This is a genomic window from Gilvimarinus gilvus (assembly GCF_030518155.1).
Taxonomy (GTDB): Bacteria; Pseudomonadota; Gammaproteobacteria; order Pseudomonadales; family Cellvibrionaceae; genus Gilvimarinus; species Gilvimarinus gilvus.
In genome coordinates this window covers 234,174-256,161 of sequence record NZ_JAULRU010000823.1, presented here as the reverse complement: position 1 = coordinate 256,161, position 21,988 = coordinate 234,174, and the positions used below count along the sequence as shown (strand labels likewise).

General features: G+C 51.0%; 27 protein-coding genes. 18 read left to right on the top strand and 9 right to left on the bottom strand.

The window, feature by feature from the left end; all coding sequences use genetic code 11:
* Positions 1 to 35 precede the first annotated feature (35 nt).
* The 10 genes from QWI17_RS22925 to QWI17_RS22880 all read left to right on the top strand — a co-directional run bounded on the left by QWI17_RS22925 (position 36) and on the right by QWI17_RS22880 (position 8,789).
* Entirely contained in the window at positions 36 to 1,190 is a 1,155-nt protein-coding gene (locus QWI17_RS22925) for a GNAT family N-acetyltransferase (protein ID WP_302724869.1), read from the top strand.
* Entirely contained in the window at positions 1,168 to 1,998 is an 831-nt protein-coding gene (locus QWI17_RS22920; RefSeq protein ID WP_302724868.1) for a CPBP family intramembrane glutamic endopeptidase, read from the top strand. The genes QWI17_RS22925 and QWI17_RS22920 overlap by 23 nt, the downstream gene beginning before the upstream one ends.
* Positions 1,999 to 2,063: 65 nt before the next feature.
* Complete coding sequence (locus QWI17_RS22915; protein WP_302724867.1) at positions 2,064 to 2,714, top strand: flavin reductase family protein; 651 nt, start codon at positions 2,064 to 2,066, stop codon at positions 2,712 to 2,714.
* A 43-nt stretch (positions 2,715 to 2,757) separates the two neighbouring features.
* Positions 2,758 to 3,477: a YebC/PmpR family DNA-binding transcriptional regulator gene (locus QWI17_RS22910; protein ID WP_302724866.1), complete on the top strand. Its 720-nt coding sequence runs from the start codon at positions 2,758 to 2,760 to the stop codon at positions 3,475 to 3,477.
* A gap of 81 nt (positions 3,478 to 3,558) precedes the next feature.
* Entirely contained in the window at positions 3,559 to 4,629 is a 1,071-nt protein-coding gene (locus QWI17_RS22905; protein ID WP_302724865.1) for an RDD family protein, read from the top strand.
* Between the two features lie 81 nt (positions 4,630 to 4,710).
* Positions 4,711 to 5,160, top strand: a complete 450-nt coding sequence (locus QWI17_RS22900) for a glutaredoxin family protein (protein ID WP_302724864.1) — start codon at positions 4,711 to 4,713, stop codon at positions 5,158 to 5,160.
* A gap of 202 nt (positions 5,161 to 5,362) precedes the next feature.
* Positions 5,363 to 6,385: an AraC family transcriptional regulator gene (locus tag QWI17_RS22895; RefSeq protein WP_302724863.1), complete on the top strand. Its 1,023-nt coding sequence runs from the start codon at positions 5,363 to 5,365 to the stop codon at positions 6,383 to 6,385.
* A gap of 180 nt (positions 6,386 to 6,565) precedes the next feature.
* Positions 6,566 to 7,510 carry an alpha/beta hydrolase gene (locus QWI17_RS22890; RefSeq protein ID WP_302724862.1) on the top strand — a complete coding sequence of 315 codons (945 nt, stop codon included), beginning with the start codon at positions 6,566 to 6,568 and terminating at the stop codon, positions 7,508 to 7,510.
* 116 nt (positions 7,511 to 7,626) lie between these two features.
* Complete coding sequence (locus tag QWI17_RS22885; RefSeq protein ID WP_302724861.1) at positions 7,627 to 8,370, top strand: DUF1330 domain-containing protein; 744 nt, start codon at positions 7,627 to 7,629, stop codon at positions 8,368 to 8,370.
* Positions 8,370 to 8,789 carry a nuclear transport factor 2 family protein gene (locus QWI17_RS22880; protein ID WP_302724860.1) on the top strand — a complete coding sequence of 140 codons (420 nt, stop codon included), beginning with the start codon at positions 8,370 to 8,372 and terminating at the stop codon, positions 8,787 to 8,789. Before QWI17_RS22885 ends, QWI17_RS22880 begins: the two co-directional genes overlap by 1 nt.
* A gap of 36 nt (positions 8,790 to 8,825) precedes the next feature.
* On the opposite strand, the gene QWI17_RS22875 is transcribed toward QWI17_RS22880, so the two are convergent.
* Positions 8,826 to 9,371 (bottom strand): hypothetical protein, encoded by a 546-nt coding sequence (locus QWI17_RS22875; RefSeq protein WP_302724859.1) that lies wholly within the window; start codon positions 9,369 to 9,371, stop codon positions 8,826 to 8,828.
* A 186-nt stretch (positions 9,372 to 9,557) separates the two neighbouring features.
* Between QWI17_RS22875 and QWI17_RS22870 the strand changes: the two genes are divergently transcribed.
* Complete coding sequence (locus QWI17_RS22870; RefSeq protein ID WP_302724858.1) at positions 9,558 to 10,091, top strand: hypothetical protein; 534 nt, start codon at positions 9,558 to 9,560, stop codon at positions 10,089 to 10,091.
* A gap of 52 nt (positions 10,092 to 10,143) precedes the next feature.
* Here the strand turns inward: QWI17_RS22870 and QWI17_RS22865 are convergent, their stop codons facing one another.
* The 4 genes from QWI17_RS22865 to QWI17_RS22850 form a co-directional block, all read right to left on the bottom strand.
* Positions 10,144 to 10,629 carry a nucleoside deaminase gene (locus QWI17_RS22865; RefSeq protein WP_302724857.1) on the bottom strand — a complete coding sequence of 162 codons (486 nt, stop codon included), beginning with the start codon at positions 10,627 to 10,629 and terminating at the stop codon, positions 10,144 to 10,146.
* A gap of 11 nt (positions 10,630 to 10,640) precedes the next feature.
* Positions 10,641 to 11,468 (bottom strand): response regulator, encoded by an 828-nt coding sequence (locus QWI17_RS22860; RefSeq protein WP_302724856.1) that lies wholly within the window; start codon positions 11,466 to 11,468, stop codon positions 10,641 to 10,643.
* A 63-nt stretch (positions 11,469 to 11,531) separates the two neighbouring features.
* A complete protein-coding gene (gene yaaA / locus QWI17_RS22855) occupies positions 11,532 to 12,305 on the bottom strand; it encodes a peroxide stress protein YaaA (protein ID WP_302724855.1) in 774 nt (257 codons plus the stop codon).
* Positions 12,306 to 12,311: 6 nt separating this feature from the next.
* A complete protein-coding gene (locus tag QWI17_RS22850) occupies positions 12,312 to 12,788 on the bottom strand; it encodes a DUF4265 domain-containing protein (protein WP_302724854.1) in 477 nt (158 codons plus the stop codon).
* 89 nt (positions 12,789 to 12,877) lie between these two features.
* Between QWI17_RS22850 and QWI17_RS22845 the strand changes: the two genes are divergently transcribed.
* The 6 genes from QWI17_RS22845 to QWI17_RS22820 all read left to right on the top strand — a co-directional run bounded on the left by QWI17_RS22845 (position 12,878) and on the right by QWI17_RS22820 (position 18,010).
* Entirely contained in the window at positions 12,878 to 14,158 is a 1,281-nt protein-coding gene (locus QWI17_RS22845; protein WP_302724853.1) for a M48 family metalloprotease, read from the top strand.
* Positions 14,159 to 14,237: 79 nt separating this feature from the next.
* Positions 14,238 to 14,774, top strand: coding sequence for a TRAP transporter small permease subunit (locus tag QWI17_RS22840; protein WP_302724852.1), 537 nt, complete (start codon positions 14,238 to 14,240; stop codon positions 14,772 to 14,774).
* On the top strand, positions 14,767 to 16,125 hold the full coding sequence (locus QWI17_RS22835; RefSeq protein ID WP_302724851.1) for a TRAP transporter large permease: 1,359 nt from the start codon (positions 14,767 to 14,769) through the stop codon (positions 16,123 to 16,125). The genes QWI17_RS22840 and QWI17_RS22835 overlap by 8 nt, the downstream gene beginning before the upstream one ends.
* 148 nt (positions 16,126 to 16,273) lie before the next feature.
* The gene (locus QWI17_RS22830; protein WP_302724887.1) at positions 16,274 to 16,666 is read left to right on the top strand and encodes an acyl-CoA thioesterase; all 393 of its coding nucleotides are present in this window, start codon (positions 16,274 to 16,276) and stop codon (positions 16,664 to 16,666) included.
* Positions 16,667 to 16,843: 177 nt separating this feature from the next.
* On the top strand, positions 16,844 to 17,395 hold the full coding sequence (locus tag QWI17_RS22825; protein WP_302724850.1) for a cytochrome b: 552 nt from the start codon (positions 16,844 to 16,846) through the stop codon (positions 17,393 to 17,395).
* Positions 17,396 to 17,416: 21 nt separating this feature from the next.
* Positions 17,417 to 18,010: a YceI family protein gene (locus QWI17_RS22820; protein ID WP_302724849.1), complete on the top strand. Its 594-nt coding sequence runs from the start codon at positions 17,417 to 17,419 to the stop codon at positions 18,008 to 18,010.
* 47 nt (positions 18,011 to 18,057) lie between these two features.
* On the opposite strand, the gene QWI17_RS22815 is transcribed toward QWI17_RS22820, so the two are convergent.
* The 3 genes from QWI17_RS22815 to QWI17_RS22805 are packed head-to-tail and all read right to left on the bottom strand — an operon-like array spanning position 18,058 to position 20,499.
* Positions 18,058 to 18,660, bottom strand: coding sequence for a response regulator transcription factor (locus QWI17_RS22815; RefSeq protein WP_302724848.1), 603 nt, complete (start codon positions 18,658 to 18,660; stop codon positions 18,058 to 18,060).
* Positions 18,653 to 19,750 (bottom strand): sensor histidine kinase, encoded by a 1,098-nt coding sequence (locus QWI17_RS22810; protein ID WP_302724847.1) that lies wholly within the window; start codon positions 19,748 to 19,750, stop codon positions 18,653 to 18,655. The genes QWI17_RS22815 and QWI17_RS22810 overlap by 8 nt, the downstream gene beginning before the upstream one ends.
* Before the next feature lie 50 nt (positions 19,751 to 19,800).
* Complete coding sequence (locus QWI17_RS22805) at positions 19,801 to 20,499, bottom strand: tetratricopeptide repeat protein (protein WP_302724846.1); 699 nt, start codon at positions 20,497 to 20,499, stop codon at positions 19,801 to 19,803.
* Positions 20,500 to 20,738: 239 nt separating this feature from the next.
* Between QWI17_RS22805 and QWI17_RS22800 the strand changes: the two genes are divergently transcribed.
* Positions 20,739 to 21,296: a DUF7010 family protein gene (locus QWI17_RS22800; protein ID WP_302724845.1), complete on the top strand. Its 558-nt coding sequence runs from the start codon at positions 20,739 to 20,741 to the stop codon at positions 21,294 to 21,296.
* Between the two features lie 109 nt (positions 21,297 to 21,405).
* Here QWI17_RS22800 and QWI17_RS22795 read toward each other — a convergent pair whose 3' ends face one another.
* Complete coding sequence (locus QWI17_RS22795; RefSeq protein ID WP_302724844.1) at positions 21,406 to 21,870, bottom strand: putative periplasmic lipoprotein; 465 nt, start codon at positions 21,868 to 21,870, stop codon at positions 21,406 to 21,408.
* Positions 21,871 to 21,988 lie beyond the last annotated feature (118 nt).

Below are 21,988 nucleotides of genomic sequence, written 5' to 3'. Positions count from 1 at the left end.
GGAACGGGGAACCGGGAACGGTGTATCATTAACCCATGGCTGAACTAACCCACCGTTTTCTTACCTCGATTGATCAGTGCACGCAGGATGACTGGAACCGTCTGATGGTTAGCGACTACCCGTTTAGTCGCCACCAGTGGTTTGCAGCGCTCGAATTGTCCGGTGCGACCACGGCGCAAACAGGCTGGCAGCCCTATCACCTTTTGGTTGAGGAGGCCGGTGTATGTGTGCTGATTGTGCCGTTGTTTATCAAGACACATTCGTACGGCGAGTATGTATTTGACTGGGCCTGGGCCGATGCTTATCAACACCACGGTCTGAGTTATTACCCGAAAATGTTATCGGCCATTCCGTTTACTCCCTGCTTGGGTACGCGATTAATAGGCGGTTGGCAACGTCAAGACTTGCTTAAATTTGCTTTGGCTGCGATCAAAGAGGAATGCGATACACGTGGGCTATCGGGCTGGCATTGTTTGTTTCCCAATGCGTTACAAAGTGACGCGCTGAGCGAGATCGGATTGGCGCGCCGTACGGGTACCCAGTTTCACTGGTTCAATCGCAACTACCGCGATTTTGGCGATTTTGTCGCTACCTTTTCCTCACGCAAGCGCAAGAATGTACTCAAGGAGCGCCGTCGGGTACTCGAACAGGGGTTTACTTTTGAGGTGGTGGCCGGCAACGAGCTTGCTCCCGAGCACTGGCAATTTTTTTACCCGCTCTATCAGCACACCTACTTAAAACGCAGCGGTCATGCGGGCTATTTAGGCGCGGAATTCTTTCAGCGATTGGGCACAACTTTGCCGCAAAATTGTGTAATGGTTATTGCCCGTTTAGAGGGCCGACAAGTTGCAGCCTCGTTGCTGCTGCGGGACAGCACTACCCTTTACGGTCGTTACTGGGGGTGTATTGAGGAGTTCGACTTTCTGCATTTTGAAACCTGCTATTACCAAGGTATTGACTACGCGATAAGCCAGGGCTTGCAGCGCTTTGATGGCGGTGCTCAGGGCGAGCACAAATTGGCTCGGGGGTTTGAGCCGGTGACAACCGTGTCCCATCATTGGCTGCAGGATGTGCGCTTTCAAGCCGCGATCGACGACTTTTTGCAGCGCGAAAGTGCTATGGTGCAAAGCTATTTTAACGATGCCCGAGACCATCTACCGTTTAAACATGAAGCCTCTGACACACCTTAATCCCGCGCACATTCTGTCGATTCTCGATGCGATCGACGCCGAGGCGCCCTCTTATAGCCTGGATCGCCGGGCCTCTTTACGCCGAATAATGGCAGTGCTGGCGTGTGTCTGCGTGTGTTTACTGTTGGTACATTACGGCAAATATTCCAGTAACTTGCGGACGCTGCTTACATGGTTTGGGGCGATTCAGGGGCAAGATTTTATTGCTGAGTTGCGCGCTAACGGCTTTTTAGAGCTGGCCGGCTATGCCTGGTGGAGTGGCGTGCATCTAGTGGGCTATGTACTGTTACCGGCGCTGGTGATTCGTTTTATCCTTAAAGAGCGGGTACTGGACATGGGGTGGCGCTGGGGTGAGACCCACAGTCATTGGCTGGGTTACCTGCTCTTGGTTACGCCTATTCTATTTTTTGTCTATTTAGTGAGCTTGGGGCAAGATTTCGTGCATCACTACCCCTTCTACGGTCAGGCCTCGCGAAGTTGGTTGGATCTGATCGCGTGGGAGTTGCTATACATTGCGCAGTTTGTCTTCCTCGAGTTTTTCTTTCGCGGTTTTATGCTTAATGCACTGCGCCCGGCACTCGGTGCCAATGCCATATGGGTAATGTGTGTGCCCTATCTGATGATCCATTTCCCTAAGCTCTGGCTCGAGGCCACCGGTGCTATTTTGTTCGGGCTTTTTTTGGGGATACTGGCACTGCGTTCGCGCTCTATCTGGGGCGGTGTGGCCGTGCATGTCACCATCGCATTGGCTATGGATTTCGCTGCGCTTTGGCGTAAATCTGGCTTGCCAGACGTGTGGCTGCCTTAGCTCGCATCAACGAACTAAACCGGCATTTGCTACGTACACCCCCTAATACCTGAAGGAGGTGTCCAGTGCAATTTAATCGCTCAGATATTGACGTCATGTCACCGCGCTTTCGCGCTCAGTTTATTAATTCATTGTCGGGATACAAAAGCGCCAACCTGGTGGCGACCCGTTCGCGAGATGGCAAGGAGAATGTCGCCATCGTAAGTTCAGTGTTTCATTTGGGGGCAAATCCGCCACTTATGGGGGTCATTTTTCGCCCCCATTCTGCACCCCGTCATTCACTGGAGAACCTACTCGACACCGGTGAATTTACCCTCAACCAGGTCAATATGGAGATCTATAGGTGTGCTCATCAAACCTCGGCGCGGTTCGAACGAGAGCAGTCTGAGTTCGTTGAAGTGGGCTTAACCGCCGAGTACGAAGAGGGGGTATTTGCGCCGTTTGTACAACAAAGTCGTGTAAAAATGGGGTTAAAAGTCGTCGACCATCAAATAATGTGTAATAAAACAGAGCTTGTCGTAGGGGAAATTTTCATGGTGTTGGCACCGGCACAGTCGGTTGTTGACGATGGTTATATAGACATTGCGGGGTTAGGTGCTGTGGCTGTATCGGGCCTCGATAGCTATCATGTAGGTCGGCCTTTGGAGCGGCTTGCCTACGCTAAGCCCAATCAGCCCGTTCGGCCTCTGGTTTGCGAAACCGCTCAATCGGAGTAAAATCTCGTTTTTCCTAACATTAGATGATAGATAAGAGACAGGCATGGGCAGAGCTTTCCAGAACCGCAAAGAATCCATGGCGAAAACCGCCGACGCGAAAACCAAGGTCTACAGTAAGTATGGCCGCGAGATCTATGTGTGCGCCAAGCAAGGGGGTTCTGATCCCAGCGCCAATCTGTCTCTGCGCAGTTTGATGGATAGGGCGAAGAAAGATCAGGTGCCCAGTCACGTGATTGAGAAGGCGCTGGACAAGGCTAACGGTGGAGCTGGCGAGGATTTCTCTGCCGCTCGCTATGAAGGTTTTGGTCCGGGCAATGTCATGGTCATTGTTGACTGTTTAACGGACAACCCTAACCGCACCATTGGTGATGTCCGTACTTGTTTTAACAAGACCAAAAGTAAATTGGGTACCTCGGGCACCGTTAGTCATATGTTCGATCACAGTGCGATCTTTGTTTTTGATGGTAACGACGAAGAGCAGGTGCTGGATGCGTTGATGATGGCTGATGTTGATGTGACTGATATTGAATCCGCCGATGGTAAAATCACAGTGTTTGCCCCCAATACGGAATATGGCAAAGCGCGCAATGCCTTGTCCGAAGCTTTCGAAGGTATCGATTTTGACGTGGATGAAATTCAGTTTGTTCCTCAAACCATGACGGAAATAGCCGGCGACGATGTTGAGATGTTGGAAAAACTGCTGGATATGTTGAACGATGTTGACGACGTACAGCGCGTCTATCACAACGCCGAAATTCAGTAATCAATAAAGCCCGGTGCATGCCGGGCGCGCTCGTAGCCACAGGGTGTCGCCCCGTTCGAAAACATTGACAGGGAAGCGGTAATGACAGAGCAAGAAAATCGCGATCGGCCCGCCGATACCCTTGAGTACATTACCCCACACGCACTCAATATAAATAACTCTCTTATCGGGCTGCCGTTGGCGCGGCCCGCAAAACGTTTGCTGGCAATAACGGTAGATTTAGCGTTAATAGCATTGCTAACAAACTTGGCAGTGGGCTGGATTATTTTTATCGTCGTCATAGTTTTTCTGCGCTATTTCAGAAAATCTGGCCACACAGTTTCTTTTATACCGCATGCAAGCCGTGCATTGGTACTCAAAACCCTGAAGCCTATCGTGCTGCTCGTGGCGGCGTTGTTTATTGTGGTTGTTGCAATAGGTACAGCAGCCTGGTTTGTATTTGGCGATCAACTTAAACACGTAAACTTTCACGGCGTTGATTTGTCGTCGGAGGTTTCGCCCGAGCAAGCCATTGGTGTGAATGTCTTCCTTGTGGCAGCTGAGAATACCGCCAAATTTTCTGAGTGCGAAAGTTTGGCGTGTTGGCAGTCGGAATATTTTTACTTGTCGGCTTCTTTCCCCGATTTACAAATATCTAAAGAATCCGCAAAGAACATCTATCCTATTTTTGCCGAGTTCACGAATTTAAGCAGTGATGAACAGTCTCAGCTCGTTAGTTTTCTATTAAAAAATTATGGCGTCAAAATGACTGAACACCCGCAAGCTGATCAGGCCCAGGTTGCCGAAGTACATGCAACGCCATTTTCGCTGATTGACTGGTTGGTGTCGCTAATGAAAGACCTTGGGCTTGGTGTTAGTTGGATGGCTATTTACTTCACGCTGTTTACTTCTGTGGCCAATGGCCAGACGCCTGGCAAACGCTTATGCGGTATTAAGGTGGTCAAGCTTGATGCCAGTAGTATTACTTTTTGGGATAGTTTTTTTCGCTACGGCGGTTATGCCGCAGGTATTACGACCGGACTTTTGGGGTATTTACAGATTTATTGGGATGCCAATCGCCAGGCGATTCAAGATAAGATTTCCGCAACCGTTGTGGTAGATTTGAGAAAACAGGTGTTGGATGCAGAGCAAGTGCGTCACCTTTGTGGGTAAGCATGCGTGGGTTTTTTTCATCAGGGCAATGAAGTATTGGCCGGCGTGTGACGATTGGTGGAATTGCCATTGGAGGGCAAAATGAAATGCTATAGAGTGTTTTTCCTGATATTGCTGTTTGTATTGCCAGTGCAGGCAGAGATTTATAAGTGGGTGGATGAGAATGGCAAAACCCACTATGGCGACAGTAAGCCTGCACAGGCTGATGCGCAAACAATTGAACCCACGATCAACTCGTATAAGCACCAGGCGGTTCCTGATTCGGCCTATGGCCAGGATCAAGAGTACAAATTGTTGTTAGCAAAAGATGTAGTCATGTATGCGACCAGCTGGTGTGGTTATTGTAAAAAAGCGAGACGCTATTTTGCTAAAAATAATATCGACTATGTAGAGCGTGATATCGAAACCTCTGAGCAGGCAAGGCGAGATTACGACCGATTGCAGGGAAGTGGTATACCGTTACTGCGTATTGGTGATACCACCATGCAGGGCTGGAGCGAGTCCCGGTTCAATAAAATTTACCGTCAGTAAATTTTCGCCGGCTATTTGTCATACAAAATTTTCTGCCAACAATGGGAATGTTTTGTTGGCTATAATGTCTTACGTAGAGTTTTCATGTCGCTAAACGCGAATTTGCAGCAGCAGTGAGGATAACCTTATCAATAACCCAGAAGAGTGGATCAAGCTTTTATTAGCCGCTTCGTTAGCCTTGGGGCTCTGGGTATGCCTGACATTGTTGTTCAGCCGTACCGGTAATCGCCTGGCGAATCGCTTGTTATTGGTGTTGGTCGCCTTAATGTTGCTGCCGCCGATCAATGTTTATTCGCAAATGGCGTTTGGCACTATCGACTGGTGCTGGGTGTTGACGACTAACTTGTCATGGATATATGGCCCGCTGTTGTTGGGTTTTGTGCAGGCCATTCGAGGGCAGGGTTTACCGCGCAGTTGGCCTGTCCACCTGTTGCCTTTTGTCATTACCTTAGTTTGGCGTTTTTCGGGTGCCGCAATACCCATGCAGGCAATTGCCGTGGCCCTGACAGTGCATTTGCTGGTTTACTTGGCGCTGAGTTTTGGCCTGGTTGTACGTCACAAAAAGGCGCTGCTAGAAAAGGTCAGTCTTCACAAAACGGCGTATTTTTACTGGCTTGTTTATGTGGTAGCGGGTTTGGCTGTTTTAATGTTAATCGATACCGGCTTGATTACCCTGTATGCCTGGTTTGAGCCACTCGCAACCTGGCCCTGGCGCTTTTTGGTTATGCTCATCTCCCTATATTTACAAGGTTTGGCGTTTGTTTGTGTGTATCGTCCTAAACTGCTACTCAATGACAGCCAGCGGGCTGTACGGCAAGTGGTTGAGCACATTGCACCGGCCCGGGAGCCTGCGCTGGCGGCTTCCACGGCCAAAGAACTACAGGCCAATTTAGAAGATTTAATGGCGGGGGAAAAACTTTATCTGGACAATGACTTGTCGCTCAAACGCTTGGCTGAAATATTGGGGGTCAGTACTCATCAGCTGTCGAGTTTATTAAATGATTATCTGCAGCAGAGTTTTTATGACTACATCAACCGCATGCGGCTTGATGAAGCGCTGCGTCTGTTGCGTCTTGAGCCGGCTATGCCAATCGTCGAATTGGCCTATGAGGCAGGCTTTAACAATAAGAATACTTTCTATCGTCTGTTTAAAGAGCGCACCGGATTGACGCCGACCCAGTTTCGCAAAGCGCCGCTGGATCAGAAAATATTGGTTAACGGCTAACGGCTAACGGCTAACGGCTGCTTGCTCTGCCACTACCTCCATTCTCCGTGCTGCACTCTCCACGCTCTGGCGCGTGTCACTTTGTATCCAGAGTGACGCTTCGCTGCCTCTAACTCAGCATTATGACTGCAGTCGGGCACTGCCGTTGCGTGCCTTGAGCTGATTAAGGAGGTAATAATTATGTTGGCACTAAAACATCCTATCACGTGCCTGGCGCTGAGTGCCTTGGCAACTTTCTCGTGGGCGCAAGCGGATGATATTAGCGAACGCGACCGGCGTTACTTAAACCCGGTATTTGAAAAAACCGAACGCCATGGTGATATCGAGTTTGCCCGTGTCTTTAACGACAGCTCGGGTGAAACAGAAATATTGGCTATGCGTATTTTTGAGCCGGTGGGGGATGATGCCCGTTTGCGGCCCTTACTGGTTCTTACCCCGGGCGGTGGTTTTGTCGCAACCGGTGATGACTGGATGGATGATGTCGCCCACCAAATTGCCCAGGCAGGTTACGTGGTGGCTCTTAATCAGTACCGGTTAGCGACATCAATTGAAGGCCCCGACTTGTATTTTGACGCCCTGCTTAAATCGGTTGCGGATCAAAAATCTGCCATTGCCCACCTGGTCGACCAGGCCAAGGCCAGCAACCCCTATCGCATTGATCTAAACAATGTATTTATCGGTGGTCATTCGGCCGGCGCTATTATTTCCATGCATACCGGATATCTGGACCCAGGCGATGCTTTGCTTCCGGGTATGGCTGAGCCCATCGCCAAATTCGGTGGCCTCGGCCAGTTGGACAGTGACGTGACGGTGCGCGGTATCATCAATCTCGCCGGTTTAGTGACTGATGTGACAATCCTCGATGCCAGTGAGCCTCCACTGCTGAGCATACACGGGGATAACGATGCCACAGTGCCCTTGCATACGGGTGAAGGTGTTTACGGATCGGTGCCGCTGGATACGTACGCCAATAGCATTGGTGTGGACAGTGTTCTGCATGTTATTGAAGGCGCCAAGCACATTGACACCAGCACTCCGGCAATCTGCGAGGAGTGCGTCCCCATGATGAAACGCTTTATGTTTAATCGTCTGGATCTGGCTAAGCCAACACCGGCGACTCCATAACCCTCACAAATTCACCCTAGTACAGCTAACCCGGGTCATTTTCTATCGAGAGTGACCTGTTACCAGTGGCTTGTCACTATTGTGAAAAGCCCAAAACATGAATGTAGGAAATATTTATGACCTTTTTTAGTTACTTGCGTTTGCTGTCAGCCAGTTGCGTGGCTGCAAACTTGGCGGTGACGCCCGTACAGGCAGTTGAAAATACCGAAGTATCCTTTCACTCAGGTCAGCGTATTTCGCTGGTGCTGCCCGATGAAACTGGCGCTGATGGCGATGCACGGCAGGCTTATTTGGATGGTTTGGTGAGCCTGACGGCCGATCTTGGACTGCGGCAGTCGCACAGCTTTGCGGTTGAGCGTGTGATAATCGGTGATCACCAACCGCAAGCGATGGCCATATACAGTTGGCCCGATGCGGAGCAGTCGAAGCAGCTGCGCCACAACTCTACCTTTCAGAGTAATTTTGAGTCACTGGCGAGCCAAGCTTGGCAAGAGCTGGTGACCGTAGATGTGGATTTGGAAGATGCACTTGAGATTACATTCGACACCGATAAAGTTTACACATTGGCTGTTGCCTGGATAGGTGATGAGGCTTTATTTGAGAGTTATGTGGCGCTATCGGCACCCGTGCGCGAAGCCTTAGGGGCCCGGCCGGTGATGAATTTACCTGTAGCGGATTTTAGTTCGATCCAGGGTCTGGGCGGTCGATCGCCCGATCGTGTGGTTATTATGGAGTGGAATGACTCGTCTCACCCCGACGCGTACCTAACGGCACCGGCGGTTCAAAACAACCAGGCTATTGTACAACAGGCGTTTGAGAAAATAGAGTGGTACGAGCTGCGCCATTGGGAGGGATACTAATGCATACTTTGACAAAGTTGTGGTTGCTCACGGTGTTGTTAGTCGGCTCGGTTGCTGTCTCGGCTGACGCGGTCACCGATAAGCGAATATTGGTGGATGCATATCTGGCGGTATGGTCGGAGCAAGACCCCAACAAAAGGCAAGCACAGCTGGCACAGCTATTCGTCGTTGATGGCGTTCATCAAAGTCCCACCACCCACTCGGTGGGATACGAGGCCATTGGGGAGGAAATAGAAGCGTTTCAGCAACGTTTTCCTGGTGCGAGTGTTACCGCGACCAACTTATTGATGACTAAAAATCATTTGGTTTTCAACTTTTCTTTAACCGACGCGGCGGGAAACCCAATTGTGTCAGGTATTGATTACGTGAAGTTGTCGGTAAATGGGTCGAAAATCGAGAAAGTGGTAGGATTTTACTAAACAGCCCCATTCTGAAGGTCGAGGCTACCACTGGGTTTAGCGTATGCGCGAGTGGTGGCCGGGAATCTCGACGAATGAGCCGGTACGCTTGCCCGAGCGGGTATTGATATAGCTGCGGCTGTGGCGAATAACCGTGAACGTTTCCCCTAAAGCGGAGAAAAGTGCCAGTGTTTCATGGCAGGGGTCGAGGTATGCGTAGTGGCACTTGTAGCGGTACTGGACGTAAATTCCTGGCTTACTTGCATGCGGCGGGTCGAAAAACCAAGTGGCGGTAGGGGTGGAATATCCCGCGTGTGTGCCTGCAGACTCGGCAAAACGGAGCTCGCTGGTTTGCCACTGGGTTGCGGTTTGACGTCGCTGCAGGCTGGTATCGAGGTATTGGTAAGCCCCGGGGTAATCAGCCTGTCGCAGGAGTTGGGTGAACTGGTGAAAGGTCTGATCGGCGCGGGCTTGTTCCGCGGGCGCGGGAATATAGTGACTGACCGATGAGCCGCTGGCTTCCTGTGCGCGCAGTTGATGGCTGCTGAATGCCAGTAGCAGTAGGGCTTGGCAGAGCATTGGCAGCAGCGGGCGTGGATTCACTTAAAGGCCTTGTGTCGAGAGTGGAGGCGCCACTTTAAAACCATTCCATTATTGAGCAAGTGGCCAGTTGGCAAAATTGACCGTTTGGCGGAAAATTCTCTATTTTTCTAAACAGCACTGGAAATTGCGCGCAATATTGGCTATTTTTTAAACGCTCTTGGCTGTGAAGAAACCGTTGGATGTGCCGTGATTCAATCCGCCTCACCTTATAACCCCTATTTGCTACAGAACGCCCCTACGCGTCCTGCTGAACGCGTTGCCGAGCCCGCCCGGGTCAATCCAGCTGAGCGTGTAAGCCGGCCGGTTAATCAGACCGAGGCGCCGCGCCGAGACGGTACCGACAATCGCCGCACCGCCGAGCGGGTTGAGGCCAGCGCTCAGGTTTCCGAATTTAGCCAGATTGATCCCTTAATTGAGCTGTTTATTGAGCGCACGGAACAAAATGGGCAAAACCGTCAGCCGTTGCAGCGAGAGCCCGACGGCAATGGCGTCATTGAATACGTCAGCGAGAGTGAGCTTGCCGGCGCCAACAGTGCTGAGCAAAGCGGCGGCGCCGCTCAATCCGCCTTAGGGTTCAGTGATTTGCGTTCGGCACTGAGTTTTTGGGAATCGCTCAACCCGGAACGTGAAGATACCTCAAACCTGCCAGCACCAATTGCCGCCTACCGCGAAGTTGAATCGGGCCCTTCGCCCAGTTTGGGCCTCTCTGCATACGCGTAAGTGCATTTTTCTTCTCAAACCGCGCCAAATCCGGCCGTGCAAGGACCGGAACTTAATACTTCACGCGGTTGTGGTTGAGCTGCCATTGTTGAAACGGGCTATTGGCGTCTGCCATCGCTAAGTGATGAAAAGGAATTTTTCGCTCTGCCCCATCGATACCAATTTGTTGGTAAATGAGCGAGTCATCAAATCCCGCAGCGGCCGCCTGCCGACGGCTCGCGGCAAAATAAACGGCGAGAGGTCGCGCCCAGAACAGAGCGCCCAGGCACATTGGGCAGGGCTCACAGCTTGAGTAAACAACACAGTCGATAAGCTGGTGCGATTTTAGGGCTGCGCAGGCTCGGCGAATGGCGTTGACCTCCGCGTGGGATGTGGGGTCGCAATCTTTGGTAACGCGATTGCTGGCTTTGGCGATGATGTCATTGTTTTTAACGACGATGGCTGCAAATGGCCCGCCACCAGAGCTCACTGATTGTTTTGCCAGGTCCAGACAATGTTGCAGCATCTGCGTATGCAGTGCAGAGGTTTGATCTATCATAGGGGCGTGAACTAATTACCGATTAAGTGCGAGAGCTGCTCAGATTTAGCGGCATCGTTGTCGACAAAGCGCAGAGCGGCTTTCACCACGCGACTGTTGGGGCTGGCCTCCGCCGCTTGCAGGCTGTGGACGTAGGCATTGAGTTGAATGTGGTCATCTAATCCGTCCTGACCGATATCTACCACTACCTGATCGAACAGGCCGGGCAATCCATTGTCACGGGCTAACGCAGCACTGAGTTGCTGCAGATTAATATCGCGAATAACGCAGGCAACCGGTGGCTTATTACTGTCAAAGCGAATTTGCGCCTTAAACTTTTTCCCCTTTGCGGGCTTTTCTGGTGTTGGTGAGCTGGTTAAGGCTTGAGCTGAGCCGCCGGTAAGCGCGTCGATGGAGCCAAATGCATGGCCGCGATTACCGTTGTTGGCCGCCTTTCCTTGCCCGGGCGCCGCGGGCGCCTTACCGATTTTTTTTAACTGTTTATACACTTTGCGCAGCAGTTCTTCAGGTGTAAACGGTTTGGTGATGTAGTCGTTAACGCCTGCCTCTACGGCCTTGACCACATGAGCGCGGTCACCGCGGCTGGAGATCATGATAAAGGGGGTGGTTTCATAGCGTTCGTCACTGCGCAGGCTGCGCAACAACTCTTCGCCGCTGAGGTTGGGCATTTCCCAATCGGACAGGATTAAGTCCATAGTTTGCGCTTTGGCGGCGGCGAGCGCCCGACTGCCGTCGGTGGCGTCAAAAATTTCGACACCAGGTAGGCTATCCCGGAGGTTTTTTTTCACCATGTCGCGGATAAAACTGGCGTCATCCGCCACGAGAATGCGTAGCGCCATACCTGGCTCCCAAAATGCGTTAGTATTCTTTAGGATAGCCGATTTTGATGTCTGAGGTCAGCTTTAGTCCTGGCGACGTGTGAATACCCACTCACGCTCGGAAGACAGCTCTGGTGCGAAGCTGTAGCCGTCCACGTCGAACGCTTTGATCTGCTCTGCCTTCTTGATGCGGTTCTCGATAATGTACGCACTCATTAGGCCGCGGGCTTTCTTGGCAAAGAAGCTAATGATTTTGTACTGACCATTTTTCCAGTCTTTAAATACAGGGGTAATGACGTCAGCGTCCAGCTGTTTGGTTTTAACCGCTTTAAAGTATTCATTCGAGGCTAAATTAATCAGTATGCGGCTTTTTTGCTCGGCCAATTGTTGATTGAGAGCGCGGGTCAAGGAGTCGCCCCAAAATTGGTAGAGGTTATCGCCACGGGCATTGCTGAACTTGGTGCCCATCTCCAGCCGATAAGCTTGAATCAAGTCCAAAGGACGCAATAAGCCGTATAGACCGCTGAGTATACGCAGGTGCTTTTGGGCAAAGTCAAAATCACGCGCCTTAAAACTCCCGGCATTCAAACCCGTGTAAACGTCCCCTTGAAAGGCCAGTACCGCTTGTTTGGCGTTTTTCTCGGTAAAGGGCGTTTTGAATGCCTGAAAGCGATCAAAGTTGAGTACGCCGAGCTTGTCGCTGATGCTCATTAAGCCCGAAATATCAGCAGGCGAGAGATTGCGCAACTCTTTAATCAGTGCGCGTGAGTCGTTTAGAAAGTCAGGTGTCGAGGACTTGTCTGTCACCGGCGGCGTGTCGAAGTCCAGAGTTTTTGCAGGTGAGATCACAATAAGCACGTTTTATTACTCCGGTTTTAGTAGGTCTTGCCACCAGTTGAGGGGAGTGACACCGTCGTTGGGGTCATAGACATTGCCGTACTGCCAGCCCGCATCGTCACTGTTGATGGTATTAAAGACTTCTTCGATGGTGTTAAAGCCGCAACTGACGTGAATGCTGTAGATGAGCATACGCGGTGTTTCGAAGTCGAGTTCTCCACCGAGTTTGACAACCGGGCCATTGAGTCTATCGGCGAGCGTGCTAGCATCACTACGGGAAAATACTCGTACGCTCAGATTGCCGCTGTGCTTTAAAATTTCGAACTCACGCTTGTCCGGGTCAGCCTTGATGACATCGCCACTGGCCAGGCCTTTAACAAAAGCGGGTGAGCGCACTAGCTGTAAGGTGTTGTCCGGCAGCGCTTTTACCGACAGCCGCTCTACCATGGGTTGACCGTCGGGCCGAATGCCAGCGAAGAGTTCGATTGCTTGCAGTGATTCCATGTAACCTCTGTATGGGTAAAATGCGGCATTATAAAGACTTTGTGCCCTGTCTGCCTTGGCACAGGTTATATCAATGAAAGGAGATGGTTGTGAAATTGGTTCGTTCTATAGCGTCCATAGTATTACTGGGCATCCTGCTCACTGGCTGCAGTGTCAATCCGGTTACCGGCCAGCAAGAGTTGTCACTGATGTCGCCGGAGCAAGAGGTGGCTATAGGTGCTCAGCAATATGGCCCCAGTCAGCAGTCTCAGGGCGGGCGCTATGTGGTAGATCCGGACCTCAATGTCTATGTGAATGCGGTGGGCCAAAAGCTGGCCGCCGTGAGTGATCGTCCTGACCTGCCCTACGAATTTGTTGTACTGAACAATAGTGTTCCCAATGCATGGGCACTGCCCGGCGGCAAGATCGCGATTAACCGCGGGTTGTTGGTGCTGCTGGAGGACGAAGCGCAGCTCGCGGCGGTACTCGGCCATGAAATTGTTCATGCGGCCGCCCGCCACAGCGCTCAGCAGCAAACCCGCGGTACCTTGCTCAATGTTGGGCTAATGGCCGCCGGTGTTGCCTTAGCAACGCAGGAACATGAGGCGGCGGGCCTCGCTATGGGGGCGCTCGGTGTGGGCGCGCAAGCTTGGCAGGCACAATACGGACAGGGCCAGGAGCTGCAGTCGGATAAGTATGGTATTGAGTATATGGTTGCGGCGGGTTATGACCCTCAGGGTGCAGTCGAGTTGCAGCAGACGTTCGTAAAGCTCAGTGAAGGTCAGCAATCCAGTTGGTTGGACAGTTTCTTTGCCAGTCACCCGCCGTCGCAGAAGCGAGTGGATCGCAACCGCCAGATGGCGGCAGCCTATAACGGCGGCGTCCGCAACCGCGCTGAATATCAAGATGCCATCGCCCAACTGAAAAAAGACAGCGAAGCTTATGGAAATTACCAGAAGGCACTTAAAGCGGCCAGTGAGGACGATCTTGGTACCGCCAGGCAGCTTATTGATAAGGCGATTCAGCAGCAACCAAAAGAGACCTTGTTTTGGGAGGCGAAAGGCCGCCTGTACGCTCAGGATAAGGCGTTTGCCGAGTCAGCCGATGCGTTTGGCAAGGCGATAACAGCCAACCCAGAGTTTTTTCGGCCGTATGTCTACCGCGGTTTGGCTTACTCGCAGCTAAAGAAGTCTGATGCCGCAGCCAATGACCTGGAAAAAAGTATGGCGTTGTTACCCACTCAAATTGCCGCTTACTATCTGGGTGAATATGCACTGGAAAATGGCCAGCAGCAAAAGGCCGTGGAGTATTTTCAGATGGCGGCACAAGGCGGTGGCGAATTAGGTCAGAAAGCCCAGGCGCGGCTGCAGCAAATGCAACAGGGCGGGTAACCGCCAGAGGTGAGTAGATCGCACCGGAGGCGCCCGTTATACTGGGCGCCTAAACAATAAAGAACAGGCCGCAGGCTTCATGAACTCCAGCTCTTCTTCGGCGACGACGTCTTCCCGCGCACTACAGTTTCTCGATCAAATAACGGAATGGACCGGGCGCAGTGTATCCTGGCTCACTTTGGTGATGGTGGTGGCGACCTGTTTGGTGGTTTTAGCGCGCCGGTTTTTAGGGGTGGGGTTAATTGGCCTGCAGGAGTCGGTGAGTTATATGCACGCGGCGGTGTTTTTGCTCGGCGCTGGGTTTGCACTTAAACACGCCGAGCAGGTTCGTGTGGATATTTTCTATCGCAAAATGAGCGCCCGCGCCAGGGCCTGGGTGGATGCGCTGGGTTGTCTGGTGTTTCTGATGCCTTTATGTGGTTTTGTCGCGGCCATCAGTTGGTCTTTTGTGATGGGCTCCTGGCAGGTGGCGGAGGTCTCCACAGATTCTGGTGGCCTGCCTTTTGTGTACCTGCTCAAGTCACTGATCATACTTTTTTCGCTCAGTTTGGGGCTTGCCGCTACGGCTGAATTGCTGCGTGCATTGTGCGTGCTAAAGGAGCGCCATAATGATTGAGCTGTTGCCGCTGGTGATGTTTGCCGTGGTGTGTCTGGCCTTGATGCTTGGCTATCCGGTTGCTTTTACACTGGCGGGCGTGGCGTTAATGTTTGCCGGTGGCGGTATTATCGGGGGCATTTTTGATCCGTCTTTGCTATTAACCTTCCCCGGCCGTTTGTTCGGCATTATGAGCAATTACACGCTGGTGGCCGTGCCACTGTTTGTGTTTATGGGGGTGATGCTGGAGAAGTCCCGCCTGGCCGAGGAGCTGCTGGGCAACATGGCCAAAGTATGTGGCCGCCTGCCAGGTGGTTTGGGCTTGTCGGTAATATTGGTCGGTGCGCTGTTGGCGGCCAGTACCGGTATTGTAGGCGCAACCGTCGTGACGATGGGGCTGATGTCGCTCCCGACTATGCTGCGCCACGGTTATCAACCCGCATTGGCCACCGGCACTATTTGCGCGACGGGCACCCTAGGTCAAATCATACCGCCTTCAATAGCATTGGTTCTGCTCGGTGACGTGCTTTCAAGCGCGTATCAACAGGCCCAACTTAAGCTGGGTGTATTAAACCTACAGACCGTTTCGGTGGGTGATTTATTTGTCGGTGCGGTGGTGCCCGGTATGCTTTTGGTGGCCCTGTATATGGGCTATCTCTTGCTGGTGGCAAAAGTTAAACCAGCCGCCGCCCCTAAAGTGGTTGAAGTCGGCGAGTCACAGGGGGTTAGCAAGCTACGGCTGGTGCTGTCTCTGGTGCCCGTATTGGTACTTATCACCCTGGTATTGGGCTCGATCATTTCCGGTATAGCAACGCCAACTGAGGCGGCCGGCGTCGGCGCGATGGGGGCGTTGATTTTGGCCGCCTTAAAGCGTCAGTTGAACTTATCGAGATTGCGCGAGGTGATGCGCGCTACCACCCGTGTCAGTGCGATGATCTTTACTATTTTGCTTGGCGCGTCGCTCTTTTCTCTGGTATTTCGCGGTTTTGGCGGAGAAGAGCTGGTGCATCACTTGTTTGAACAGCTGCCCGGTGGAGTGTTTGGTGCCATGGTGGTGGTGATGTTGGTGATTTTCTTGTTGGGGTTTATTCTCGACTTTATTGAGATTACCTTTGTCGTGGTGCCCATTGTCGGACCGGTATTGTTGGCAATGGGAGTGGACCCGGTGTGGCTGGGCGTTATGATAGCGATTAATCTGCAAACCTCGTTTCTAACCCCGCCGTTTGGCTTTGCGCTGTTCTATTTGCGTGGTGTTGCACCGGAATCTGTGCCTACATCTGCCATATATCGGGGCGTTGCGCCCTATATTGGCTTGCAATTACTATTACTGCTGGTTCTTGCTCTTTGGCCTCAGCTGGTAACCTGGGCTTAACGAAGAATCCGCAGAATTGGCAAACCAATTGCTGCCAAAGCGCGTGGGTTCTGGCAGGGAGATAGCTTTTCACGCCAGGTGCCTTAGGTGCTATTAACAGTCCTTCGCTGAATGAAGGGCTTGAATTTATAAGGTAATGCTTATGTCCATGCACGGATTGGATGAAGATCCTACCCCGCGCGGAGTCTTAACTCTGCAAACGCTGTCGATGCCCGCTGACACTAACCCGTACGGCGATATTTTTGGCGGCTGGTTAATGTCGCAAATGGATATTGGCGGCGCTATTCTTGCGCAGGATATTGCTCGCGGCCGTGTTACTACTGTGGCTGTGGGCAGTATGGTGTTTTTGCGCCCGGTGCCAGTGGGCGCTACGGTCAGTGTCTATGCAGAAGAGGTAGAGGTGGGACGCTCTTCCATACGCGTCATGATCGAGGTATGGATTAAAGACCACCGCTCTGGCGAGGTGGCGAAGGTTACCGAGGGTGAATATGTTTACGTGGCCATTGACGATAACGGTCGCACTCGCTCCGTTTCTCGCTAGGATTTCCCCGCTACGGATAGCGGGGCGCTCATGCATGAAGCACCGCGTCTCGTTGTCTAACTGACAATTCGCGGCAATTATGTTGCGCTTCTCACACTTCTTAACCAGCGTTCTGTTGTCAGGTTTGCTAACTTAGTAGCATCTGTTTGCTTGTGTCGTGCTGAAGGATTTGACTGAATGTTGAACGATAATGCGAGAGGCTATGGTCTGGTGACCATTGTTTTACACTGGGTGTGTGCACTGGTGGTCGTCTTTTTGTTCGCGCTTGGGCTCTATATGACGAGCCTCAGCTATTACGATGACTGGTACCACAAAGGGCCCTCGCTTCACGTCAGTGTTGGATTGATTTTGTTGGCACTCATGGTGCTGCGGTTGCTGTGGCGCATTTTTAGCAGAACTCCGGATCCACTGCCCGAGCACAGTTTGCTAATTCGGTTAGGTGCGAGCGCGGTCAAGATTATTTTGTACGCTCTGATATTTACTGTGATGGCGTCCGGATACCTTATTACCACGGCAGAAGGCAGTGCGCCGTCGATATTTGGTTTGCTGAGCTTTCCTGTGCTGATCGAGCTGGGTCCGGATAAGGTCGATTTAGCAGGGTGGGTTCATCTGGTATTCGCCTGGGCCATTATTGTCTTTGCAAGTTTGCATGCGTTGGCTGCAATGAGCCATCATTTTTTGATCCGCGATAGAACGCTCATTCGTATTTTAAAACCCGTTAAAAAGTAATTTTACCTAAAGGAGCAAGTTATGAAACCGCTGAAGAATATTTTAAAGGCATCGGCAGCAGGGGTTGTATTAACGACCGCTATGGCTTCTGGGAACGCATTGGCGGCTGATTATGCCATCGACACAAAGGGCGCTCACGCATCCATCAATTTCAAAATTAAACATTTGGGGTATAGCTGGCTTCTGGGCCGCTTTAACGATTTCAGTGGTGATTTTAGCTATGATTCGGCCGATGTGTCGGCCAGTAAAATTTCCGTCAAGATTGATACAGCGAGTGTAGACAGCAATCATGCAGAGCGTGATAAACACTTACGCGGTGATGATTTTTTGTCTGTCAGTAAATTTCCGGAGGCCACTTTTGTCAGCACCAAGGTTACTAATGTCGATGGTGAAGACTTCGATGTAGTCGGTAATTTAACGCTGCATGGTGTTACCAAAGAAATTACCATTGAAGTCGAGAAAGTAGGCGAAGGTAAAGACCCTTGGGGCGGGTACCGAGTCGGCTTCGAAGGTGATACTGAAATTCGCTTAAGTGATTTTGGTATTGACTACAATTTGGGGCCGGCGTCTCAGGTGGTAGAGCTTGAATTGCATGTAGAAGGTATTCGTAAGTAAGAGACTCATTTATTCGACGTAAAAAAACCGGCTAATTGCCGGTTTTTTTACAACCATCCTTTTTGCTGAGCTATGCGAGCCGCATCTATTCGATTGGTTGCATTGAGCTTGGCAATCGCTTCTGACAGATAATTTCGTACAGTGCCTTCTGATAAAAAAAGAGCTGCGGCAATATCGGCGGTCGATTTTCCTTCCCCAGCCAGTTTCAGTGCTTTGCGCTCTTTACCGGATAAAGGATCACAATCCCCTAACGCGGCAATGGCAAGTTCCGGGTCGATAATTTTTTTACCGGATGCCACTTTTCGAAGAGCCGCCGCCAGCTCTTCAGACGGCGAGTCCTTTAACAAGAATCCATCTACGCCAGCGGCTAGAGCACGTTTGACATACCCGGCCCGGCCAAAAGTGGTTACCACGACCGTTTTTAAATTGGGGTATAGCTCGCGTGTTTTTTCAATGAGCTCAATGCCGCTAAGGTTTGGCATCTCTATATCGGTCAGTAAAATGTCAACGGTATGTTGTTTGAGAAGCCTCAATGCTTGCTCGCCGTCTTCAGCCTCTGCGATAACATCTATATCGCTTTCCATTTGCAGCAGAGCCCGCAATGCACCTCGCACCAAGCTTTGGTCTTCCGCCAATATGAGTTTAATCATTGGTTATCACCGGCAGCATGATGTGCAAACTAAAGCCCTGATTGTTGTCTATGTCCATACTTCCCGCTAGATCTTCGACGCGTTCTTGCATGCCTTTGAGCCCGTTGCCTAACGTGATGTTATTGGCATGGCCGTTATCCTTAATAGAGACGTCAATTTCTGAGTCTCCTGATGATAGACTGATTTCCACTGTATTGCCGGAACTGTGACGAACAATGTTGGTCACGGACTCAATTAGGATTAGTATCAATGCCGTCTCTATTTTAGCACTAACGTTAGTTACAGAGTTCTCGATTTTTACGGCGAAGTCCGCTGCAGTGAGTTTCTGCTCGAGATTCTCTAGTTCTTCGGTAAGCCCCTTCTTGCGATAACCGCTAATTGCGCTTCGAACTTCGCTGAGCGAATCCCGGGCAAGCTGGGCGACCTGGTGTATTTCTTTCAGTGCGTCCTCTACCTGGCCGTTATCGCCTAATTTCTTTGCCAGTTGCGCTTTCAATGTAATGCTAGACAGGGTGTGGCCTAAAGTATCGTGAAGGTCGCGGGCAATCCGCTCTCTCTCCGCAACTTTTATAAGCTGACGTTTTTCTTCCGAATTTCTCTGTTCCTGATAAGCGTGACGTGTGGTGGACTGGATATAAAGCCCCAGAAACGACATAGAAATAGCGGGAATCAAGCTTGGAAAAATATAATACGTAACCCAAAGGTCGTGAATGTGAGCGGAAATAAACAGACACACACAGACAATGGCCAATGCAATAAGCGCATGTGCTCGCTTTAGATAAAAGCCAGCAAAAAAAGTGGTATACCCAAAAATGACGCCGGAAGAAGGGTTGTGACCAGAGGCGATAATGCCGAGTATCAACATGCCCGTAAGTGTCAGTACGACTTGATTCTGCGGGCAACGGGTTAACCTAATATAGAATGCGGCAAAAAGTGCGTAGTAAAAGAGCGCTACCACAACAAAGTGAAACGTGAGTGGCAGCGCAAAAAAGGAGAAAAAATAAAAAGCGCTGAACATGAACGATATCCAGCTCCAGGGGCTTGTAATCCTGTGCTGATTGTTGAGTTCGTCGACAGAAACGATGTCCATGTTATTCTCCTGATCATCGCACCCGAATTACCGGGTGCGAATATGGCTTTTTATTGAGTATTGCTGCTTAGCAGGTATTTAGCCCAGCCATTGTTTGGTTCCAGTGTTGCTGCAGCTTGGAAGTGCGTAAGCGCTGATGTCTTGTCACCCAGTTCAAGAAGGGTTAAACCAAGCCAAATATTGGCCTCATCGTGCCCCCAGTAATAACCAGAGTTTACATCATTTGGGTAAAGCGCAAGGGCTTGCTCTAAGGCTTGCTTGGCTATGTCTTTGCTACCGCCATAGGCTGCAGGCGTGTTGTACTGAAGTATGCCCTTGACGAGGTATACCCGCGGGTTATTAGGGGCAAGGGTTTCGGCTTTAGCCAGAGCCTGATACGATTTTTGGCCGTAGCTGGTGGCCTTTGCGGGGTCGAGAGTAATGCTGTAGCCACATGTGTAAGCTAACAGAACCAATGCTTCAGAGTCGTTCGGGTTAGCCACAAGATGCTCCTCCAACCCGGAAATGAGACTCGCAAAGGTTGCTTTGGCTTGGTCCGACTGTTGCGAGAAGCTGTACATCATGCCCAGGCGGTACTTGGCGAGAAATCGATCATAGCCTTGGGTGGAGTCGATCAGGTTGACCAACGCCGCAGGTTGACCGCCCAGATAGGCGTCTTCAATGGCGTCAATGTCGCTTTGGGCAGACCAACTGACATTCGCTATGAGCGCGGTCGTCAGGATTAAAGTTGCTTTCTTTAGTATTTGCATTTTGCTATCTCCTTGATGAAGCAGGTTCACACGGTGGCGTGTGATGTACTCTGCAGTGGTACCAGTGTCGCTCAAGCAGGTGGGGGGGATAATTGAGGCTTGTCATGACTTGAGGTGACATATGTCATCAAGCCAACGTAGTTGTCGGTGCGTAAAAAATTAATAGCAGATTATAATAAGGCGGCCGGGCTAGCCGGATGGTAAGGATAAAACAATAAGTAACCTTGAAGGAGCGAGTGATGGACTCAATAAATTTGGCCCAGCGAGATATGCGGCAGGCCTATTATTATGGTGTACCGGGTGTTATCGCGTCTGGCACGGCCTGGGGTGTGGCAGGGGTTGTAGCCCTAGCGATATCGCCAATAGCGGGAATCGTTACACTGATCGCTGGTGGTACGCTTATTTTCCCCGTGTCGGTTGTGTTGTGTAAGTGTCTTGGCCGTTCAGGCAAGCACGAAAAAACTAATCCATTAGCGCCTCTGGCCATAGAAGGTACAATATGGATGTTATTTTCAATTCCGGTGGCGGTAGCCGCCGCCTACTATAGTCAGTCAATGTTTTTCCCTGCCGCCATGATGCTCGTTATAGGCGGTCGGTATCTGACCTTTTCAACGTTGTACGGGATAAAAACCTATTGGTTGTTTGCCGCGGTGTTGTTTGCGGCGGGGTTACTTTGCGCCATGCTGCAAGCCCCCGTCGCCATTGGTGCACTGACAGGCGGGCTCGTAGAGTGGTTTTTTGCGGCCGTCATAGCCTGGTTAAACCGCGGCAGGCCAGATCGACCCGCTCAAGTATAGAAGTGCAATGACCGAAAGAACGGGCATTAGCATGAAGGGGAATCGCTAATACGTATACGGCTATTGCGTATTGGCGAGTGCCTGCTGTGGTAGCACATTCCTGCGGTTTTCAACTCTGCTCATTTTGTCGAAATTCAACCGCAACATACTCAACCTGGCTACTTTGTGACGACTTAAAATACAGTGATGATGCATTTCCCGGCACTGTGACTTTTTTCCATGGCGCTTTGCTATTGATGGGGCGCTTGGCCTGGTCATAAAACATAGCGCGCGCTTCTAATTGCATGGCTTGTTTGCCCTGATTTCGCAGAGAAACCCAGACATCTCGCATGCCCTGAGTGGAGCCAGATATACCTTGAGATTCAATGACGATGGGTTTACCCGCAAACAATGGCTGATCCATCCATACCAGAGGTGTCAGTCCCTCTTTCGAATGACAGGCACAGGCTTGAACGCGCTGATACTCTGGCAGTTTAGATGAGTAGGTGTTGGGCTTGTTATTCAGGATTTGTTCCTCGGAGGTGAAGCTTATCGTTTTGGGCGCTCGCCAACGTGAGATCCATTGCAACAGCATAGACATTTTCCTTTGGGGTAAAAACACGTCCCTGTGGCTTTGTGTGTCCTTAGCCATAACCGAAGAGGCACCAGAGTGAGGTTATGAATGCCCAGTATGGAATTTGCGACTGGCGCGC

Coding starts and splice junctions, on each gene's coding strand:
- QWI17_RS22925 (WP_302724869.1), top strand. CDS start 36: ATGGCTGAACTAACCCACCGTTTTCTTACCTCGATTGATCAGTGCACG.
- QWI17_RS22920 (WP_302724868.1), top strand. CDS start 1,168: ATGAAGCCTCTGACACACCTTAATCCCGCGCACATTCTGTCGATTCTC.
- QWI17_RS22910 (WP_302724866.1), top strand. CDS start 2,758: ATGGGCAGAGCTTTCCAGAACCGCAAAGAATCCATGGCGAAAACCGCC.
- QWI17_RS22905 (WP_302724865.1), top strand. CDS start 3,559: ATGACAGAGCAAGAAAATCGCGATCGGCCCGCCGATACCCTTGAGTAC.
- QWI17_RS22900 (WP_302724864.1), top strand. CDS start 4,711: ATGAAATGCTATAGAGTGTTTTTCCTGATATTGCTGTTTGTATTGCCA.
- QWI17_RS22890 (WP_302724862.1), top strand. CDS start 6,566: ATGTTGGCACTAAAACATCCTATCACGTGCCTGGCGCTGAGTGCCTTG.
- QWI17_RS22885 (WP_302724861.1), top strand. CDS start 7,627: ATGACCTTTTTTAGTTACTTGCGTTTGCTGTCAGCCAGTTGCGTGGCT.
- QWI17_RS22880 (WP_302724860.1), top strand. CDS start 8,370: ATGCATACTTTGACAAAGTTGTGGTTGCTCACGGTGTTGTTAGTCGGC.
- QWI17_RS22865 (WP_302724857.1), bottom strand. CDS start 10,629: ATGATAGATCAAACCTCTGCACTGCATACGCAGATGCTGCAACATTGT.
- QWI17_RS22860 (WP_302724856.1), bottom strand. CDS start 11,468: ATGGCGCTACGCATTCTCGTGGCGGATGACGCCAGTTTTATCCGCGAC.
- QWI17_RS22850 (WP_302724854.1), bottom strand. CDS start 12,788: ATGGAATCACTGCAAGCAATCGAACTCTTCGCTGGCATTCGGCCCGAC.
- QWI17_RS22840 (WP_302724852.1), top strand. CDS start 14,238: ATGAACTCCAGCTCTTCTTCGGCGACGACGTCTTCCCGCGCACTACAG.
- QWI17_RS22835 (WP_302724851.1), top strand. CDS start 14,767: ATGATTGAGCTGTTGCCGCTGGTGATGTTTGCCGTGGTGTGTCTGGCC.
- QWI17_RS22830 (WP_302724887.1), top strand. CDS start 16,274: ATGCACGGATTGGATGAAGATCCTACCCCGCGCGGAGTCTTAACTCTG.
- QWI17_RS22825 (WP_302724850.1), top strand. CDS start 16,844: ATGTTGAACGATAATGCGAGAGGCTATGGTCTGGTGACCATTGTTTTA.
- QWI17_RS22820 (WP_302724849.1), top strand. CDS start 17,417: ATGAAACCGCTGAAGAATATTTTAAAGGCATCGGCAGCAGGGGTTGTA.
- QWI17_RS22815 (WP_302724848.1), bottom strand. CDS start 18,660: ATGATTAAACTCATATTGGCGGAAGACCAAAGCTTGGTGCGAGGTGCA.
- QWI17_RS22810 (WP_302724847.1), bottom strand. CDS start 19,750: ATGGACATCGTTTCTGTCGACGAACTCAACAATCAGCACAGGATTACA.
- QWI17_RS22805 (WP_302724846.1), bottom strand. CDS start 20,499: ATGCAAATACTAAAGAAAGCAACTTTAATCCTGACGACCGCGCTCATA.
- QWI17_RS22800 (WP_302724845.1), top strand. CDS start 20,739: ATGGACTCAATAAATTTGGCCCAGCGAGATATGCGGCAGGCCTATTAT.
- QWI17_RS22795 (WP_302724844.1), bottom strand. CDS start 21,870: ATGCTGTTGCAATGGATCTCACGTTGGCGAGCGCCCAAAACGATAAGC.